A 14,543-nucleotide genomic window follows, 5' to 3' on the forward strand; every position below is an offset into this window, starting at 1 on the left:
CTTTCACTTCTAGAATTCAGGAATTTTCTGATCCATGGGCAAATCGCTGGTCATTGTGGAATCCCCGGCTAAGGCCAAGACCATCAACAAGTATCTGGGTAACCAATACGTGGTGAAGTCGAGTATCGGCCATATCCGAGACCTGCCCACCAGCGGTTCGGCTAGCGCCAGCAAAGAGCCAGCCGCCAAGCGCGGCAAGGCCGCCGCGGGTGAAGGTCCGGTGCTCACGCCGAAAGAGAAAGCGCGCAAGCAGCTCGTCTCGCGCATGGGTGTCGATCCCGATCATGGCTGGAAAGCCAAGTACGAGATCCTCCCGGGCAAGGAAAAGGTCATCGAAGAGCTGCGCCGGCTCGCCAAAGATGCTGACACCATCTATCTCGCAACCGACTTGGATCGCGAGGGGGAAGCCATTGCCTGGCACCTGCGCGAAGCCATCGGTGGTGATGACAGCCGCTACAAGCGCGTGGTGTTCAACGAAATCACCAAGAAGGCGATTCAGGAAGCCTTCTCCAAGCCGGGCGAGCTGGACATTGATCGTGTAAACGCACAACAAGCGCGTCGTTTCCTCGACCGCGTGGTGGGTTACATGGTTTCGCCGCTCCTGTGGGCCAAGGTCGCTCGTGGCCTGTCCGCCGGTCGCGTGCAATCGGTTGCTGTGAAGCTGGTCGTCGAGCGTGAGCGTGAAATCCGCGCGTTCAACCCGGAAGAGTACTGGGAAGTTCACGCCGATCTCGGTACCGCCAAGGGCGCAACCGTGCGCTTTGACGTCGCTCGCGAGAAAGGTGAAGCCTTCAAGCCGCTTAACGAAGCCCAGGCCATGGCCGCGCTGGAGAAGCTCAAGGCTTCCAGCTACAGCATCGTCAAGCGCGAAGACAAACCGACCAGCAGCAAGCCGTCGGCACCGTTCATCACGTCCACTCTGCAACAGGCCGCCAGTAACCGCCTGGGCTTCGGCGTGAAGAAAACCATGATGATGGCCCAGCGTTTGTACGAAGCCGGCTACATCACTTACATGCGTACCGACTCCACCAACCTCTCGGCCGATGCCGTGACGATGGCGCGCACTTATATTGAAGGCGAATTCGGCAAGAAGTACCTGCCGGAAACCCCGAATGTCTACAGCAGCAAGGAAGGCGCACAAGAGGCTCACGAAGCGATTCGTCCGTCCGACGCCAACACCGAGCCAAGCAAGCTGTCGGGCATGGAGCGCGATGCAGAGCGACTTTACGAGCTGATCTGGCGCCAGTTCCTCGCTTGCCAGATGCTGCCGGCCCAATACCTGTCGACCACGGTCACCGTCGGTGCCGGTGACTTCGAGTTGCGCGCCAAAGGCCGCATCCTGAAATTCGACGGTTACACCCGCGTCATGCCGCAAATCGCCAAGCCTGGTGATGACGACGTGCTGCCGGACATGGCTCAGGGCGACGCGATGAAGCTGATCAAGCTTGATCCGACCCAGCACTTCACCAAGCCGCCGGCGCGTTACTCGGAAGCGAGTCTGGTTAAAGAAATGGAAAAGCGCGGCATCGGTCGTCCTTCGACCTACGCGGCGATCATTTCGACCATCCAGGATCGTGGCTACGTAGCGTTGCACAACCGTCGTTTCTACTCGGAAAAGATGGGCGACATCGTTACCGAACGTCTGGCCGAGAGCTTCTCCAATCTCATGGACTACGGCTTCACCGCCGGCATGGAAGAGAACCTCGATGACGTGGCTCAGGGCGAACGCGACTGGAAGAACGTGCTCGATGAGTTCTACGGCGATTTCAAGAAGAAACTCGAAGTAGCCGAAAGCGCCGAAGGCGGCATGCGCGCCAACCAACCGGTGATGACTGACATTCCGTGCGTGTTGTGCGGTCGTCCGATGCAGATTCGTACAGCATCGACTGGCGTGTTCCTCGGTTGCTCGGGCTACAGCCTGCCGCCGAAAGAGCGCTGCAAGGCCACGGTCAACCTGGTGCCGGGCGACGAAATCGCGGCGGACGACGAGGGTGAATCGGAATCGTTGGTGCTGCGTGGCAAGCATCGCTGTCCGATCTGCAGCACGGCGATGGACGCATACCTGCTGGATGAGAAGCGCAAGCTGCACATCTGCGGTAACAACCCGGATTGCTCTGGCTACGAAATCGAAGAGGGTACTTATCGCATCAAGGGCTACGAAGGTCCGAGCCTGGAATGCGACAAGTGCGGCAGCGAGATGCAGCTCAAGACCGGCCGTTTCGGCAAGTTCTTCGGCTGCACCAATGCGACGTGCAAGAACACCCGCAAACTGCTGAAAAGCGGTGATGCAGCGCCGCCGAAGATGGATCCGGTGAAAATGCCTGAGCTGAAATGCGAAAAGGTCAACGACACCTACATCTTGCGCGACGGTGCTTCCGGCCTGTTCCTGGCGGCCAGTCAATTCCCGAAAAACCGCGAGACGCGTGCTCCGCTGGTCATGGAAATTGTGCCGCACAAGGATGAGATCGATCCGAAGTACCACTTCCTCTGCGAAGCGCCGAAGAAAGATCCGGACGGCCTGCCTGCTGTGATCCGTTACAGCCGTAAAACCAAAGAGCAGTACGTACAGACTGAAGTCGACGGTAAGCCGACTGGCTGGAAGGCGTACTACGACGGCGGCAAGTGGACGGTTGAAGACAAGCGCCCGGCGAAGACTGCCAAGGCTTAACAGGTGCTGTACTGAAAAGGCCGCATGACAACCCTCGGGTTTTCATGCGGCCTTTTTGTTTTGTACTTGCGGTGAGCTCGGCTGATCCACGACACTGTCCGACCTGCGTGAAGCAATTATTTCGTTGTGGAGGCTGCCGTCATGGCCCACGAACTCTATACCCGTACCAACCAGAAAATTTACTTCGCCGGCCTGTCGCTGGAAGCGCTCGCCAGAGCCGAAGAGGGGCGGGCGATGAACTCCCTGGCGCTGATCCAGGCCGGACGCGAGTCAGCCCTGTTTCACCTGTACGGTGCGTTGCTGGGACTGTGCCATGAAATCGCCGGTTTCTATCGCTTGCCTCAGGCCAATGCGCCTCGGGCCGAGTTATTGCTGACGCGCGAAGTGCTTGAAGCCATCGCGATTCCGGAAATGGCCGAGATGGTCGAGTTGGCCAATAATTCGGAAACCTGGCTGGCCAAACTGCTGGCAGCCCATGCTGCACTGTTTCAGCCGCCACGGGCGCCGCACAAGCCTAAGGGTGACGTGACGCAACCACTGATCCTGGCCGTTAACCTGGATGAAGAAGAGGCTCCACAAGAGCTGAGCCGGGAAGAGCTGGAGAGCTGGCGTCAGAACCTCAAGGGACTGGCGATTCGGTTTCGAGAAGGCCTGAACGAATGCTGAAGGATTGAGCGGAATAATGGATGGCCCGCTGGGTTGTCCGTTCAGGGATGAGAACTGTCGGACCTTTCTCTTTGTAGTGGCATCTGGTCAAGATCCCGAGCGAAGCCTGGCCGATGCCTATATAATCCCCGCCTTTCGTGGAGAACAGACCTTTATGCCAACGTCCTTTCTAGAAATTGTCGAGTTACCAGACGGCCGTATTGAGCTGCGCAGGGCTGAGGACGAGGGTTCTCTGGTTACTTTGGATTTCTCCGAGGATGCCAAAGCGTTCCTGCAGGGCCAGCACGTGGAAGTCGCCAAGGCGATGTTGAGCGTCGGCGTTCAGATGGCCGGACGCTTGGTTGAAGGCGATTTCAATACGGACGAGGGGTCTCGGGTTCTTCATTGATCCCGCCCGTCGGTTTTTTGCTGATATCGCTACAGGTCGGCTTCTCTATCCTTGGAGAAGCCCCGCGCTGTTCAACGCGCGCATTGTTTGTCAGTTAACCCAATCGAATATTCAGGCTTTGTGCGTCCCCGATCCGGGCGGCGCTGATCAACTGTTGCCGTGAAGTTGTGCTCAATGGGTTGAGCCAGCTGACCACCGTGTGGCTGCGGCCCAGGCGCAAGGCCTCGCAGGTCAACTGCTGAGCGCTCTGAGTGCCGCGCGGTTGCAGCAGCAGGATGCGTTCGCGGTTAAGGCCGGCGTCCCGCAACCAGGTCTGGGTCAGGCTGGCGGGCGGAGCGATCAGCGTCAGCCAGCGCGCGTCCTGGTCCTGACTCAGTTCCCTGAGAATCGGCGCAAGAAGGTTCAGGCAGTTCCCGGCTGCACCACGCAGCGACAGCTCACTGAAGACTTCGGGCTCGGCGCTCCAGGGTGACTCGACCACGTCTTTCAGGATCGGCGCCAATGGCTGCACCATGAAAGCCTCGAACAACGGCAGTTGGGCTTGCTGTGATGTGTGTGGGAACTGCATAAAGCCTCCTTTAGCGGCGAATGACGCCGACACTCAAGCCTTCGATCACCAGTTCCTGATCTTTCAGGTTCACTTCGATAGGGGCGAATTCAGGGTTTTCGGCAATCAACCAGACCTTGCTACCATCGCGCTTGAAACGCTTGACGGTCACTTCGTCGCCGATCCGCGCTACTACGATCTGGCCGTTGCGGGCTTCGCGGGTGGTGTGCACTGCCAGCAGGTCACCGTCGAAAATGCCCACATCCTTCATGCTCATGCCATGAACCCGAAGTAGATAGTCGGCGCGAGGATGGAAGAACGACGGGTTGATGTTGCAGGACTCTTCGATGTGCTGCTGGGCGAGGATCGGAGCACCGGCAGCCACTCGGCCTATGATCGGCAGGGTGGACTCGTCGGCCTTGGCTTCGAAGCCGGGGATGCGAATACCACGGGAAGCACCGGGCGTCATCTCGATCGCGCCCTTGCGGGCCAGCGCCTTGAGGTGTTCTTCCGCCGCATTGGGCGACTTGAAACCCAGTTCCTGAGCGATTTCCGCGCGGGTGGGCGGGTAGCCGTTGTCTTCGAGGCAGCGTTTGATGAAGGCCAGAATCTCTGCTTGGCGTGGCGTCAGCTTTAGCATATTGATCGCTCTGTCTTTTTATACAGTGACTGGGATTATATACAGTGGAACGGTCTTGGCAATGCTCCTTTTTTTGCTGACCGCCAGACGGTCGATAAGCCTGCTGACTCACGCTTGCGAGTTGTATGGTTAAATAGCTGACCGACCATTCTCAAAACGAACTGCCAGGCTTGACAAGGCACAGGCTGAAACGTATGTTTCAAACAAGTGTTTGTCAGGCGGAGTAGCCATGGCCCAGTCGGAAACCGTTGAACGCATTCTTGATGCTGCCGAGCAATTGTTCGCGGAAAAAGGTTTCGCTGAAACCTCATTGCGTCTGATCACCAGTAAGGCCGGTGTCAATCTGGCGGCGGTGAACTATCACTTCGGTTCGAAGAAGGCGCTGATCCAGGCAGTTTTCTCGCGCTTTCTCGGGCCGTTCTGCTTAAGCCTTGATAAAGAGCTGGAGCGGCGTCAGGCCAAGCCGGAGAACAGGCCGACGCTTGAAGAGCTGCTGGAAATCCTCGTCGAGCAAGCCCTGGTGGTGCAACCACGCAGCGGCAATGATCTGTCGATTTTCATGCGCTTGCTAGGTCTGGCTTTCAGTCAGAGCCAAGGGCACTTGCGGCGTTATCTGGAAGACATGTACGGCAAGGTATTCCGCCGCTACATGATGTTGGTCAACGAAGCTGCACCGCGGATTCCGCCGATTGAGCTGTTCTGGCGTGTGCACTTCATGCTCGGCGCCGCCGCGTTCAGCATGTCCGGTATCAAAGCCCTGCGCGCAATTGCCGAGACCGACTTCGGCGTCAACACCTCCATTGAGCAAGTCATGCGTCTGATGGTGCCGTTCCTGGCAGCGGGTATGCGCGCCGAAACCGGCGTGACCGATTCGGCCATGGCCACCGCACAGTTGCGTCCACGCAGCAAATCAACCCCGGTTGCCGCCAAGGTTTAACCGCGCACGGGTGGGCGCGGCAGCTGACATCCGCTAAGCTAGCCGCCCATGCCGACTCTCGTACTGAACCCGCTCCCCATTTGTATCGCCGACCTGCCGGGCACAGCCCATGGCGGCGAATCCGTGCGAGCCGGGTTTATCGTTATCAAGGAATCTCTATGACTGCTGGCCTGCAAGGCTCGTTGATGGTGGACGTCGCCGGTACCTGGCTGACGGCTGAAGATCGCCAATTGTTGCGCCAACCCGAAGTGGGCGGCCTGATCATTTTCGCCCGCAACATCGAACACCCGCGCCAGGTACGCGAGTTGAGCGCCGCCATCCGCGCCATTCGCCCCGATCTGCTGCTGGCAGTCGACCAGGAGGGCGGCCGGGTTCAGCGTTTGCGTCAGGGCTTCGTGCGACTGCCAGCCATGCGCGCCATCGCTGACAACCCGAATGCCGAGTACCTCGCCGAGCAGTGCGGCTGGCTCATGGCGACTGAAGTGCTGGCTGTCGGCCTCGATCTGAGTTTCGCTCCGGTGCTGGACCTCGACTTCCAGCGCAGCGCCGTAGTCGGCACTCGTTCATTTGAAGGTGATCCCGAGCGTGCAGCGTTGCTGGCGGGTGCCTTCATTCGCGGCATGAACAGCGCCGGCATGGCCGCCACCGGCAAGCACTTTCCCGGTCACGGCTGGGCCGAGGCCGATTCCCACGTTGCGATCCCTGTTGATGAGCGCAGCCTTGACGAAATCCGCGCCAATGACCTGGTGCCGTTCACCCGACTGAGCAAGCAACTGGCTGCGGTCATGCCAGCCCACGTTATCTATCCGCAAGTCGATTCCCAACCCGCCGGCTTCTCCCGCCGCTGGTTGCAGGACATCCTGCGTGGCGAGCTGCAATTCGACGGTGTGATCTTCAGCGATGACCTGTCCATGGCCGGCGCCCACGTGGTCGGCGATGCTGCCAGCCGTATCGAAGCGGCGCTGACGGCCGGTTGCGATATGGGCCTGGTGTGCAACGATCGCGCGGCCGCTGAATTGGCTCTGAGCGCCGCCCAGCGTCTGAAGGTTAAACCGTCCGAGCGCATAGCGCGGATGCGCGGCCAGTCGTACGCCAGCACTGAATACCGTCAAGACCCGCGCTGGCTGATAGCCGTCGGCGCGCTCAAAGAAGCTCAACTGATTGATTGAGGACTTTTCGTTATGACGGTTTACGCGATTATCGGCGGCACCGGCCTGACTCAACTCGAAGGCCTGAGCATTCGTCAGTCACTGGCGGTGGACACGCCGTACGGCGCGCCTTCGGCTGAAGTGCAGATTGGCGAGTACGCCGGCAAGGAAGTGCTGTTTCTTGCGCGCCACGGTCATCCTCACCGTTTTCCGCCGCATCAGGTGAACTACCGCGCCAACCTCTGGGCGCTGAAACAGGCTGGCGCCGAAGCGATTCTCGCGGTCAACGCCGTGGGTGGGATTCATTCCGCGATGGGGGCCGGACATTTCTGCGTGCCGCATCAGATGATCGACTACACCAGTGGTCGCGAACACACCTATTTCGCCGATGATCTGGAACAGGTCACACACATCGACTTCAGCTATCCCTACAGCGAGCCACTGCGTCAGCAATTGATCGCGGCGCTGGCGGCTGAAGGTGCCGGCTATAGCAGTTATGGCGTATACGCCTGCACTCAGGGGCCACGGCTGGAAACTGTCGCTGAAATCGCGAGACTGGAGCGCGACGGATGCGACATCGTCGGCATGACCGGGATGCCAGAGGCGGCATTGGCTCGTGAGCTGGAATTGGATTACGCCTGTCTGGCGCTGGTAGTAAACCCGGCAGCGGGCAAGTCGACGGCAGTGATTACCATGGCCGAGATCGAGCAAGCGCTGCATGACGGGATGGGTAAGGTGAAATCGACGTTGGCCCGGGTGCTCAAAGGCTGAGTCTTGATACCTGCAAACTACAGTCACTTTCAGAAGCGTTGATTTTATGCCAGCAATTATTGAGCAACTTCATGAGCTGCCGTGGGCGGAGGAGTTCAGTCATCGCGCTCTGGATAAGGCTCGCAGATACGCTGTAGAAAGCCGGGTACAAATCCGCGAAATCGAGGACGCTCTCGTTCTCGCAATTTGCAAAGGTTCCCAAGGGAATATCTACGAACAATCCATTGAACTCATTGAAGACCCTAATGGTGAGTTTGAACTGGTTTGCTCCTGTTCGTGTCCAGTGGTGATCAATTGCAAACACTGCGCAACCGTGCTTTACAACCTCCAAGAACTCCCCGTGGACTCGTTCAAAAGCACTGCCTCCATCCAACTGAATCGTGACTTGGAGCGTTGGCTCAATGATATTCCTCGCGACGCTCCGGATCGCAATGGGACTGCGCAGAGCACCGGCACGTGCTGGGTATACAAACTCAAAGCAACGTCCACTACAGGCAAGTGGTTGCTGGAGATTTGCAAGGCTCGTCAGCTCAAGGATGGCCGCTTGCAGGACATCAAATCTGTGTTCTCGCCGTCAGACGCACTGATGCGAGAGCCTGGCTATCTGTCGGAGCTTGATCTGCGAATCGCAAGATTGCTGGTCGCCGTCCACTCCCATCATTCGTTTTACAGCGGTTATCCCCTGCAAGGCAGCAGTGGTGCCGAAGTTCTTCAATTGGCATTGAAAACTTCACGCCTGTATCTCGACTTCGAACAATTGCAGCCGCTGGTACCTGGAAAGAGCAGGTCTGCGCAGTTTGCCTGGACCGAGCAAGCCAGCGGCAGCTTCCGTCCTCAATGGCGTAGTGACGAAGCGCCAGAAGAAACGATTCTGGCGCTGGAACCTTTGTACTACCTAGACCGCGAACGGATGGAGGTTGGGCCGCTGCTAAGCGAGCTAGACGAAAAGCTGGCCTGCCATTTGTCATTGGCCCCTGACATTCCCGCACGCCAGGCGATGCAGTTCAGCCATCGGATGGGCGCTGTGACTCGAGTTGTGCCTCCACCGCATGCATTGACCGAGCGGGTCGTCGATGACGTCGAACCCCAAGCCTTCCTGACACTTGCAAGCACCAACCGTTACAGGAACTGGAAGTACGAACCTGAGCACCGCGCTGCGTTGGCGTTTACGTACAACGGCCACATGGCGGCGGATAAAAAATCTTCAGAAGTACTGATACTGTCCGGCACCGAAACCCAGCGCATTCAACGTAAACCCGTGATTGAAAAAGCCTTGCGCCATGCCTTACAAAAACAAGGCTTCAAAAAGGCTACTCGTAAAAGTGATGCATTACCTGATAGTGCAGGCGAAATGTTCGATTTGCCGGACGACTCGGCTTGGCTGGCTTTTGTGCAATCCGGGGTCCCAGCGCTCAGAGAGGCAAATTGGCAGATCCGTATCAGCGAGGGCTTTCATTTCAATTTGCAGCCTATAGATGAATGGTATGCCGATGTCGAGGAATCTCCGGGACGCGAGTGGTTCGATTTGCAGTTGGGTATCGTGGTCAATGGCGAGCGCCACAGTTTGCTGCCCATCCTGCTGCAATTGTTGCGCAGGCAACCGCAACTGTTGAGGCCGGCAGAACTGGCCTTGCGTGATGATGACGATCACGTGCTGATCGATCTCAACAGTGGGCAGTTGGGTGCCAAGCCAAGCATAAAAGTTGCGCTGTCCCTTGGGCGGATCAAGCCATTAATGGCAACGCTCGGCGAGTTGTATTTGGGTGTGAGCAGCAGTGCCTCGTTACGCTTGAGCGCCCCTGATGCAGCGCGATTGAGTGAGTTGGAGGGGCTGCCGCTGGTCTGGCAGGGCGGCGAGCGCTTGCGCAGTTTCGCGAAACGCTTGCGTGAATCGACTCATAAGAACGTTGCTGTTCCGCAAGGCCTCAACGCCACACTGCGGCCTTATCAGCATGAAGGTCTGAACTGGATGCAAACCCTTCGTGAGCTTGAGGTCGGCGGTATCCTTGGCGACGACATGGGCCTGGGCAAGACCTTGCAAGCCCTGGCTCATTTGCTAGTGGAAAAGCAGGCAGGTCGACTCGATCTTCCGGCACTCGCGGTGATGCCGACCAGCCTCATTCCCAATTGGCTCGACGAAGCGGCACGCTTCACCCCGCAGCTGAAAGTCTTGGCGCTTCATGGCGCCACTCGGCAAAAGGACTTCATCAACCTTGCCGAATACGATCTGGTGTTGACCACGTATGCGTTGTTGCCGCGTGATCTTGAGGTTTTGCAGCCGCAGGTCTGGAGTGTGCTGATTCTCGATGAAGCACAGAACATCAAAAATCCGCTCAGCAAGGCCGCTCAGGCTGCCCGTGATTTGGAGGCCCGGCAGCGTTTGTGCCTGTCCGGTACGCCGTTGGAAAATCACCTCGGCGAGCTATGGTCACTGTTTCACTTCCTGTTGCCCGGCTGGCTTGGCGACAGTAAAACCTTCAATCGCGACTACCGCACCCCGATCGAGAAACACGGCAACAGCGAGCGGATGCAGCACCTGACAGCCCGGATAAAGCCCTTTCTGCTACGTCGCAAGAAAGAACAGGTCGCCACCGAGTTGCCGCCAAAAACCGAGATCGTGCATTGGATCGAACTCAGCGATGGGCAGCGAGATGTTTATGAAACCGTGCGCGTAGCGATGGACAAGAAGGTGCGTGACGAAATTGCCCGTAGCGGCGTTGCGCGTAGCCAGATCATCATCCTCGACGCCTTGCTCAAGTTGCGTCAGGTGTGCTGCGATCTGAGGCTGGTCAAAATGTCTCTGACGGCGAAAGCACTTCGTGCGGGCAGCGGCAAGTTGATTGGCTTGATGGAGATGCTGGAGGAGTTACTCGGTGAAGGGCGCAAGATTTTGCTGTTTTCGCAGTTCACTTCGATGCTTGCATTGATTGAGGAAGAATTGCTGCATCGTGGTGTTGGCTATGCGTTATTGACTGGCGAAACAACTGATCGGCGCACGCCAGTCAAAGACTTCCAGAGCGGCAAGGTGCCGTTGTTCCTGATCAGTCTGAAGGCGGGTGGCACGGGGCTTAATCTGACAGCGGCCGACACGGTGATTCACTTCGATCCGTGGTGGAACCCTGCTGTTGAAAATCAGGCCACCGATCGTGCTTACAGGATCGGTCAGGACAAACCGGTATTCGTTTACAAGATGATTGCCCGGGGCACGGTGGAGGAGAAAATACAGGCACTGCAACAGGAGAAGGCAGCGCTGGCCGGAGCGGTACTTGAAGGCGGAACAACCGGGGGATGGAAGCTTGATCAGAGTGACATTGAAGCGCTGTTTGCGCCGTTGCCTGATCCCAGGTCCTGATAAAGCGTGACTGCAGTGAGTCCGAGCTGACGCCATCGCGGGCAAGCCACGCTCCCACAGGATTGATGTTAACTCTGTGGGAGCGGCGGTGCGGCGGTCCGACTTGCCCGCGATAGCAATCTTTCTGGCGCCGCCGATCTCAGCGTTTTTCAAGTTTATCCGGCAACGGCGCAAACAACGCTTCAATATCGTCACTCTGCAACTTCCAGTCCCCGGTCTTGCGCCCATCCAGCACGCCAGCCGCCAAGTCGGATTTTTCCTTCTGCAGATGCTGAATCTTCTCTTCCACCGTGCCCCTGGCAATCATCTTGTAGACGAACACCGGCTTCTCCTGACCAATGCGATACGCCCGGTCAGTGGCCTGATTTTCCGTCGCCGGATTCCACCACGGATCATAGTGAATCACCGTGTCGGCTTCGGTCAGGTTCAAGCCGACGCCACCCGCCTTCAGGCTGATCAGAAAGATCTGACGCTTGCCGCTCTGGAAGTCTTTGACCGGGGCGCGCCGGTCGCGGGTCTGCCCGGTCAGCAGCGCATAATCGACTCCGCGTTTTTTCAGCTCGTCTTCAATCAACGACAGCATTGAAGTGAATTGCGAGAACAGCAGGATCCGCCGACCTTCATCGAACAATTCCTCAAGCATTTCCATCAGGCTGTCGAGCTTGCCGGACGTGCTGCCGCGAGTGGGCAGGGTGGCATCGTTGACCAGACGCAAATCGCAGCACACCTGACGCAGCTTCAGCAGCGCTTCAAGAATGATGATCTGGCTGCGCGCCACGCCCTTGCGGGTGATCTCGTCGCGGACTTTCTTGTCCATCGCCAGGCGCATGGTTTCGTACACATCGCGCTGGGCTTCGTTGAGCTCGACCCAATGGATGATTTCCGTTTTCGGCGGCAACTCGGTCGCCACTTGTTCCTTGGTTCGACGCAGCAGGAATGGTTTTATCCGACCGTTGAGGTGCTGAAGTCGTACTTCGCTGGCGCGTTTTTCAATTGGGACGCGGTAATCGCGGTTGAAGCTTTTCACTTCACCCAGCCAGCCGGGCAGCAGGAAGTGAAACAGCGACCACAGCTCGCCCAAGTGGTTTTCCAGCGGCGTACCGCTCAAGCACAGACGCTGACGGGCATTCAATTCGCGGGCGGCGTGGGCGGCCTTGCTGTTGGGGTTCTTGATGTACTGCGCCTCGTCCAGAACCAGCACGTGCAAAGGCTGCGCGGCGAGACGTTCGACGTCCTTGGGCAGCAGCGCATAGGTGGTCAGGATCAGGTCGTAATCGGCCAGCGTGTCGAAATGCTTTTTGCGACTGGCACCGTACAGCGCCAGCACTTTGAGTTGCGGCGTGAAGTGCGCTGCTTCATCCAGCCAGTTGGGGATCAGGCTGGTGGGCATCACCACCATGCACGGCCGATCGAGGCGTCCGGCGTTCTTCTCACTGAGAATGTGCGCCAGGGTCTGTAGGGTTTTGCCCAGACCCATGTCGTCCGCGAGAATCCCGCCGACTTCCAGTTGCCGCAGCGACTGCATCCAGCTCAAGCCTTCCAGCTGATAGGGGCGCAAGGTCGCGTTCAAGCCTTCCGGTGCGGTCGTGGTGAAGTCCTTGATGTCCCGCAGTCGCTGGGCAAAGGTGCGAATTTTCTCGCCGCCCTCCCAGAGCAACGGCAAGTCTTCCAGCGGATTCAGTCGCGTGGCATCGGCTTTGCTCAGGCGCAGCGTCGTTTCGCCGGGCCCTTGCAGGTAGAACTCGCCGAGGGTCGCCAGTACCGGTTTCAATCGGCCGAAGGGCAGGGCGACTTGCAACGGGCCGTATTCGGAGTTCGGGCGATTGGGAATGTTCACCAGGATCAACTCGTCGTCGCGACGTCGTGCAAGGCGTTCCGGGTTGAGGATCTCGGTGTGAGAGCGCATCAGGTTCAGCAGGATCGGCAGCAGACTCAGCCGTTCTCCGTTGACGATGATTCCCAGTTCCAGATCGAACCAGTCGCGCTCCGGTGCCTGTTCTACGGTGGCGTACCAATCGTCCACGGCAGTCAGGTCGAAACCGAAGTCTTCGTCGATCTGCAACTCCCAACCCTGGGTGCGCAGCTTCGGCAGTTCATTGAGGGTGAAGGTCAGCCAGGCGCTGTCGTTGACCATCTCGAAAAGTTCGCCGGCACTTTCCGGCAAGGCTTTGCTTTGCCGGGTGGCGACCTTGAAACCGAGGATTCGTAGTTGCTCCCTGTAGGTCTGTTCGACTTCCGGGTGGCGTTTTATCCGTAACGTTTGCGTCTCCTGACGTATCAGGATGTCAGCGTTCTTCTGCCCGGAAACGTATTCATCCAGATAGCTGAAAGACAACGCCGCGCGATGCTGAATATAACGCTGCATCTTGCCGTTGCGCGGTTCGAAGGCGCTGAACTCGATGCTCGCCAGCCACAAGCGCGGTACCGGTTGCACGTTATCCACCAGCACTTGCGGCGGCGCCTTCGGGCTACGGTTTTCCAGTACGGCTTGAAGTTTCTCGAGTAGCTCGGCGTCTTGCGCGGCGGCGGGGTAAGCCAGGGTTTCCTGCACTTTCAGCAGCACCGCCGCGCAATGCTTGCAGTTGCTGTGGACCGGGCAGGTGCAGGTGGCGTCAATCATCAGCAACGTGGCTTTGGCTGACTCGCGCAGGCGAATGGTCTGACGGTAAACGTTACCGCCAGAGCCCTCGCAGGCGGCAATGATCGTGGCGTCGCCGGCCTCGACGATCCTGACGCGGTTCTCCAAAGCGTAGCGACGGCCACGCTCCAGGCTCTGTTCCTTGAATCGGCTGACCCAGGAAGGTGCCAGGGGTTTGCTCAGGGTCGCTGACATAAGGACTCAATCAGTCCGGAATTTCATCGGGGACTGGCCGAGGCGCAGGGGCAGTCAGCGAGGTGATCTTGATCAACATGCCCAAGTGGCCGTTGTCGAGGAAGTTCAGCTGGCCGTTCTTGGTATGGCTTTCCTGCTTCATACGTTCGCTGGCGGTGACCATGCCGTTGGCGTCGATCTGGTTGACCCAGAAGTCTGCATCCACGTCGGTGAATCGTCCCAGTTTCATGCTCAGCGTGCCCTCGATCGGGAACTGGCCGAACTGTTCTTTGCCCTCGCTGATCGCAACTTTGCTGTCTTCTTCGCCAAGGTTCTGTTGCCACGCCTTGTGCAGCAACACCGTGTATTCATTGCTGGCGGTGAGTTTTTCCACTTCAGCATTGAGGCTCGGTGTGCGCAGGCTATCGGGGTTGATTGGCTGAGCTCCTGCAGCCCAGTCTTCCGGCGCGGCGCGGCTGACGATAGCGGGCACGGCGTTTTGGCGGACCAGAATCATTTCAATCTGATACAAGTCATCGGCAAATGCCGTAGGGGTGACCAGTGCTGTTATTAACATTGTCAACAAGGTCAGTAAGCGAAACAGGCGCATGCGG

Annotated in this window: 11 protein-coding genes; 7 read left to right on the forward strand and 4 right to left on the reverse strand. The window is 58.2% G+C overall.

Annotation, left to right across the window (positions count from 1 at the left end; translation table 11 throughout):
- Window positions 1–34: 34 nt before the first annotated feature.
- From topA to CUN63_RS23365, 3 genes are all read left to right on the forward strand, one after another.
- Complete coding sequence (gene topA, locus CUN63_RS23355; RefSeq protein ID WP_129442908.1) at window positions 35–2,668, forward strand: type I DNA topoisomerase; 2,634 nt, start codon at window positions 35–37, stop codon at window positions 2,666–2,668.
- A 141-nt stretch (window positions 2,669–2,809) separates the two neighbouring features.
- The gene (locus tag CUN63_RS23360; protein ID WP_046047843.1) at window positions 2,810–3,334 is read left to right on the forward strand and encodes a DUF6586 family protein; all 525 of its coding nucleotides are present in this window, start codon (window positions 2,810–2,812) and stop codon (window positions 3,332–3,334) included.
- A 154-nt stretch (window positions 3,335–3,488) separates the two neighbouring features.
- Window positions 3,489–3,722, forward strand: a complete 234-nt coding sequence (locus CUN63_RS23365; protein WP_046048057.1) for a hypothetical protein — start codon at window positions 3,489–3,491, stop codon at window positions 3,720–3,722.
- Between the two features lie 94 nt (window positions 3,723–3,816).
- Here the strand turns inward: CUN63_RS23365 and sulA are convergent, their stop codons facing one another.
- Both sulA and lexA read right to left on the reverse strand, forming a co-directional pair.
- Window positions 3,817–4,290 (reverse strand): SOS-induced cell division inhibitor SulA, encoded by a 474-nt coding sequence (gene sulA, locus CUN63_RS23370; protein WP_046055276.1) that lies wholly within the window; start codon window positions 4,288–4,290, stop codon window positions 3,817–3,819.
- 10 nt (window positions 4,291–4,300) lie between these two features.
- A complete protein-coding gene (gene lexA / locus CUN63_RS23375; protein WP_007933171.1) occupies window positions 4,301–4,909 on the reverse strand; it encodes a transcriptional repressor LexA in 609 nt (202 codons plus the stop codon).
- 229 nt (window positions 4,910–5,138) lie between these two features.
- Here lexA and CUN63_RS23380 point away from each other — a divergent pair, with 229 nt between their 5' ends.
- The 4 genes from CUN63_RS23380 (at window position 5,139) to CUN63_RS23395 (ending at window position 11,117) form a co-directional block, all read left to right on the forward strand.
- Window positions 5,139–5,846: a TetR/AcrR family transcriptional regulator gene (locus tag CUN63_RS23380; RefSeq protein WP_129442910.1), complete on the forward strand. Its 708-nt coding sequence runs from the start codon at window positions 5,139–5,141 to the stop codon at window positions 5,844–5,846.
- Window positions 5,847–6,016: 170 nt separating this feature from the next.
- On the forward strand, window positions 6,017–7,015 hold the full coding sequence (gene nagZ / locus CUN63_RS23385) for a beta-N-acetylhexosaminidase (RefSeq protein ID WP_178082712.1): 999 nt from the start codon (window positions 6,017–6,019) through the stop codon (window positions 7,013–7,015).
- Between the two features lie 12 nt (window positions 7,016–7,027).
- The gene (locus tag CUN63_RS23390; protein ID WP_129442914.1) at window positions 7,028–7,765 is read left to right on the forward strand and encodes an S-methyl-5'-thioinosine phosphorylase; all 738 of its coding nucleotides are present in this window, start codon (window positions 7,028–7,030) and stop codon (window positions 7,763–7,765) included.
- Window positions 7,766–7,811: 46 nt separating this feature from the next.
- Entirely contained in the window at window positions 7,812–11,117 is a 3,306-nt protein-coding gene (locus tag CUN63_RS23395; RefSeq protein WP_129442916.1) for a DEAD/DEAH box helicase, read from the forward strand.
- Between the two features lie 139 nt (window positions 11,118–11,256).
- On the opposite strand, the gene CUN63_RS23400 is transcribed toward CUN63_RS23395, so the two are convergent.
- Together CUN63_RS23400 and CUN63_RS23405 are read right to left on the reverse strand one after the other, a co-directional pair.
- Window positions 11,257–13,950: a DEAD/DEAH box helicase gene (locus CUN63_RS23400; RefSeq protein ID WP_129442918.1), complete on the reverse strand. Its 2,694-nt coding sequence runs from the start codon at window positions 13,948–13,950 to the stop codon at window positions 11,257–11,259.
- Between the two features lie 10 nt (window positions 13,951–13,960).
- Window positions 13,961–14,539, reverse strand: a complete 579-nt coding sequence (locus CUN63_RS23405) for a CsiV family protein (protein ID WP_129442920.1) — start codon at window positions 14,537–14,539, stop codon at window positions 13,961–13,963.
- Window positions 14,540–14,543 lie beyond the last annotated feature (4 nt).

The sequence above is a fragment of the Pseudomonas sp. ACM7 genome, assembly GCF_004136015.1.
Lineage (GTDB): Bacteria > Pseudomonadota > Gammaproteobacteria > Pseudomonadales > Pseudomonadaceae > Aquipseudomonas > Aquipseudomonas frigoris.

What these genes read in the sequence shown, in the direction of transcription:
- topA (WP_129442908.1), top strand. Translation starts at nt 35, where the DNA reads ATGGGCAAATCGCTGGTCATTGTGGAATCCCCGGCTAAGGCCAAGACC.
- CUN63_RS23360 (WP_046047843.1), top strand. Translation starts at nt 2,810, where the DNA reads ATGGCCCACGAACTCTATACCCGTACCAACCAGAAAATTTACTTCGCC.
- CUN63_RS23365 (WP_046048057.1), top strand. Translation starts at nt 3,489, where the DNA reads ATGCCAACGTCCTTTCTAGAAATTGTCGAGTTACCAGACGGCCGTATT.
- sulA (WP_046055276.1), bottom strand. Translation starts at nt 4,290, where the DNA reads ATGCAGTTCCCACACACATCACAGCAAGCCCAACTGCCGTTGTTCGAG.
- lexA (WP_007933171.1), bottom strand. Translation starts at nt 4,909, where the DNA reads ATGCTAAAGCTGACGCCACGCCAAGCAGAGATTCTGGCCTTCATCAAA.
- CUN63_RS23380 (WP_129442910.1), top strand. Translation starts at nt 5,139, where the DNA reads ATGGCCCAGTCGGAAACCGTTGAACGCATTCTTGATGCTGCCGAGCAA.
- CUN63_RS23390 (WP_129442914.1), top strand. Translation starts at nt 7,028, where the DNA reads ATGACGGTTTACGCGATTATCGGCGGCACCGGCCTGACTCAACTCGAA.
- CUN63_RS23395 (WP_129442916.1), top strand. Translation starts at nt 7,812, where the DNA reads ATGCCAGCAATTATTGAGCAACTTCATGAGCTGCCGTGGGCGGAGGAG.
- CUN63_RS23400 (WP_129442918.1), bottom strand. Translation starts at nt 13,950, where the DNA reads ATGTCAGCGACCCTGAGCAAACCCCTGGCACCTTCCTGGGTCAGCCGA.
- CUN63_RS23405 (WP_129442920.1), bottom strand. Translation starts at nt 14,539, where the DNA reads ATGCGCCTGTTTCGCTTACTGACCTTGTTGACAATGTTAATAACAGCA.